Annotated in this window: 3 protein-coding genes; 2 read left to right on the forward strand and 1 reads right to left on the reverse strand. The window is 71.5% G+C overall.

Annotated features, from left to right (window positions below; genetic code table 11):
• Positions 1–239: 239 nt before the first annotated feature.
• Positions 240–455 carry a hypothetical protein gene (locus P1P70_RS42680; protein WP_319247608.1) on the forward strand — a complete coding sequence of 72 codons (216 nt, stop codon included), beginning with the start codon at positions 240–242 and terminating at the stop codon, positions 453–455.
• Between the two features lie 97 nt (positions 456–552).
• Positions 553–1,071, forward strand: a complete 519-nt coding sequence (locus tag P1P70_RS42685; protein WP_319247610.1) for a histidine phosphatase family protein — start codon at positions 553–555, stop codon at positions 1,069–1,071.
• Between the two features lie 94 nt (positions 1,072–1,165).
• On the opposite strand, the gene serB is transcribed toward P1P70_RS42685, so the two are convergent.
• Positions 1,166–2,374 (reverse strand): phosphoserine phosphatase SerB, encoded by a 1,209-nt coding sequence (gene serB, locus P1P70_RS42690; protein WP_045560790.1) that lies wholly within the window; start codon positions 2,372–2,374, stop codon positions 1,166–1,168.
• Positions 2,375–3,025: the final 651 nt, after the last annotated feature.

The following is a 3,025-nucleotide window of genomic DNA, read 5'->3' on the forward strand; positions in this document are numbered from 1 at the left end:
GCGGGCAGAAGCCGTCCGTGACGGCATCCTGCCCGCTACACTCCCACCGCTCGACGTTTCCCCAGGTCAAGCCACGAAGTACTGCTGGAGTACTAGGGGGTGAGTCTCAGGGTGAAGTGGGTGGATCACCGGATGGGACGGACCGCCCGCGTTCCGTAACGTCGAGATCGTGGCCGCAGGGGACCCGCGAGGGCCCACGGAGGACCGGGCCACGAGGACTCGCAGACCACGGAGGCGGCATGTCGGCCCGTACGCACCCCCGGCCCCACCCGGCGACCACGAGCGGCGTCGGCGTCCGGCTGCCCTGGTGGGCGGTCGCCCTGCCCGCCCTCGGCTTCGTCGCGCTCCTGCTGTTGATCTCGAACCCCGCGCAGGCCCAGGCGGCGAGCGGGGACCCCGTGATCGCCGACCTCCTGGAGCGCATACGGGACGCCCTGTCGAGCCACACACCGTGACGAGCGTCCGGCTCACCGGAAGCACATGTACCGGTGGCGGGTATCCGCACTTCAACTCCCTGCGCCCCGTGGCCTGTTTCGTGCGAAGCTGGGACGCATGAGCGTCGCAGAACCCCGCAAGATTGTCCTCTTCCGGCATGCGAAGGCCGACTGGCCCCAGGTTTCCGACCACGAGCGGCCGCTCGCCGACCGGGGCCGCATGGACGCCGCCGTCGCCGGGCGCAAGCTGGCCGACTCCGGAATCCCCTTCGACCTTGCCCTCTGCTCCACCGCCGTCAGGACCCGCGAGACCTGGAAGCTGGCCGTTCATGAACTGGCCGAGCGGCCGAAAACGGTCTACGAGGAGCGGATCTACGAGGCCTCGCCCGGAGAGTTGATCGCCCTGCTCAACGAAACCCCCGACGACGCGCAGAACATCGTGCTGATCGGCCACAACCCCGGAATCCAGGGCCTCGCCGACGTCCTCGCCGGCAGTGCCGAGGGCGACACCCGCGAGCGCATGAACCGCCACGGTTTCCCGGCCGCCGCCTTCGCCGTGCTCACCTTCGAGGGAGCCTGGAAGAGCCTGGAGCCGGGCGTGACCACCCTGGCCGACTACTGGGCGCCGACCGAGTAACTCCGCCGCGTAGCCCATCCCCGGCAGGCGGCACCCGACACGACAAGGGCCCGGCACCATCTGGTGCCGGGCCCTCGTCGTACGCCTCGCCCCGTCACTCGTCGTGCGTGTCCGCCGCCTCGACCTCTTCACGGGTCACCCCGAGGAGATACAGCACGGTGTCGAGGAAGGGAAAGTTCACCGCGGTGTGCGCGGCTTCCCGCACCACCGGCTTGGCGTTGAAGGCGACGCCCAGACCGGCCGCGTTGAGCATGTCGAGGTCGTTCGCGCCGTCGCCGATCGCCACGGTCTGGGCCAGCGGGACCCCCGCCTCTGCGGCGAAGCGGCGCAGCAGCCGCGCCTTGCCCGCCCGGTCCACGATCTCGCCGACGACCTTGCCGGTGAGCTTGCCGTCGACGATCTCCAAGGTGTTGGCCTGCGCGAAGTCGAGGCCCAGCCGCTCCTTCAGGTCGTCCGTGACCTGGGTGAACCCGCCCGAGACGACACCGACTTGGAAGCCGAGCCGCTTCAGCGTACGGATCAGGGTGCGCGCGCCCGGAGTGAGCCGGACCTCGCTGCGCACCTTCTCCACCACCGAGGCGTCCAGCCCCTCCAGCAGCGCCACGCGCGCGTGCAGCGACTGCTCGAAGTCCAGCTCGCCGCGCATCGCGGCCTCCGTGACCTCGGCGACCTCCTTCTCGCATCCGGCGTGGGCGGCGAAGAGCTCGATCACCTCGTCCTGGATGAGCGTGGAGTCCACGTCCATCACCACCAGCCGCTGGGCCCGGCGGTGCAGCCCCGCCGCGACCACGGCGACGTCCACGCCGAGTGCCACCGACTCCGTGACCAGCGCGGTCCGCAGTGTCTCGGGCTCCGTGCCGGACACCGCGAACTCGACAGCCGTCACCGGGTACTTGGCGAGCCGGAAGATACGGTCGATGTTGCCGCCGGTGGCGGTGATCCGGGCGGCGATCCGGGCGGTGGACTCGGCGGTCAGCGGGTGGCCCAGCACGGTGACGTGCGAGCGGCCGAGACCGCGGGGACGGTTGTCGCCCAGGCCGGAGATGATCTCCGCCTGCATCTTCATCGACTCCGCCCAGCTGTGCACGGTCGCCCGCAGGTCGCCCTCCTGCCCGGCGGGCGGCTCGGTCACGAGCGCGCACAGCACGATCCGGCCACGGGTGACGACCTGCTCGATGTCCACCACGTCGACGGAGTACGCCGCGAGGGTGTCGAACAGCCCGGCGGTGATCCCCGGCCGGTCCTTGCCGAAGATCTTGACGAGGAGGGTGGGGATGTCAGAGGAGGTCTGCGAAGCGCTCATGATGTGCCAACCGTATCCGGCACCCCGTGCCTTTCGCCCCTGAGGTCCGCCCAGCGGACGGAGAACACTGGGTTACCAGCGGCTGAAGCACACCGGGACCCCGCACGACACCTCGGAGGGCCCGCTCCCGCGCGCTCTCTGCTCCCTGGCATGCCGGGGGGCTTCCGCGCGCTCGCCGCAGGCGGTAACGCTGGTCGGGGTGGTTCTGCTCCTGACTCGGGCGCCTCCGGGGTGACGCCGCCCCGTGCCTGGCCTGACTCCGCCCCCTGGCTCGGAGGGGCTCAGCGTGCCCTGCCCCGGGCCTGAAGGCCTCCCTGGTGTGGCTCTGCCCTTCGCCTGGAGGCTGCCCTGGTGTGACTCTGCCCTGCACCTAGGTCGCCCTCGTGTGGCTTTTCCTTCACCCGGAGGCCAGCGCTCGTGTTGCTCCGCGCAGGCCTGTTGAGCCCGCCCTTCATGGCCCTGCTCCTGTGCCGAGAGCCGGCCGGGCGTGGTCCTGCTCGTGGCTCGGGGCCCGCCTCGTGTGGCCGCGCTCGAGGCCGGGGCCCGTCCGGCTGACCTCGCCGCCGCGGAGGCCTGCCTGGCGAGGCCCCGCCTCGGCCGGGGGCTCGCCCCGCGTGGCCCGCCCCGGCAGGAGGCTCGTCCCCGTGGCCC

Source organism: Streptomyces sp. MB09-02B (assembly GCF_033794485.1).
GTDB lineage: Bacteria > Actinomycetota > Actinomycetes > Streptomycetales > Streptomycetaceae > Streptomyces.

Coding starts and splice junctions, on each gene's coding strand:
- P1P70_RS42680 (WP_319247608.1), top strand. CDS start 240: ATGTCGGCCCGTACGCACCCCCGGCCCCACCCGGCGACCACGAGCGGC.
- serB (WP_045560790.1), bottom strand. CDS start 2,374: ATGAGCGCTTCGCAGACCTCCTCTGACATCCCCACCCTCCTCGTCAAG.
- P1P70_RS42685 (WP_319247610.1), top strand. CDS start 553: ATGAGCGTCGCAGAACCCCGCAAGATTGTCCTCTTCCGGCATGCGAAG.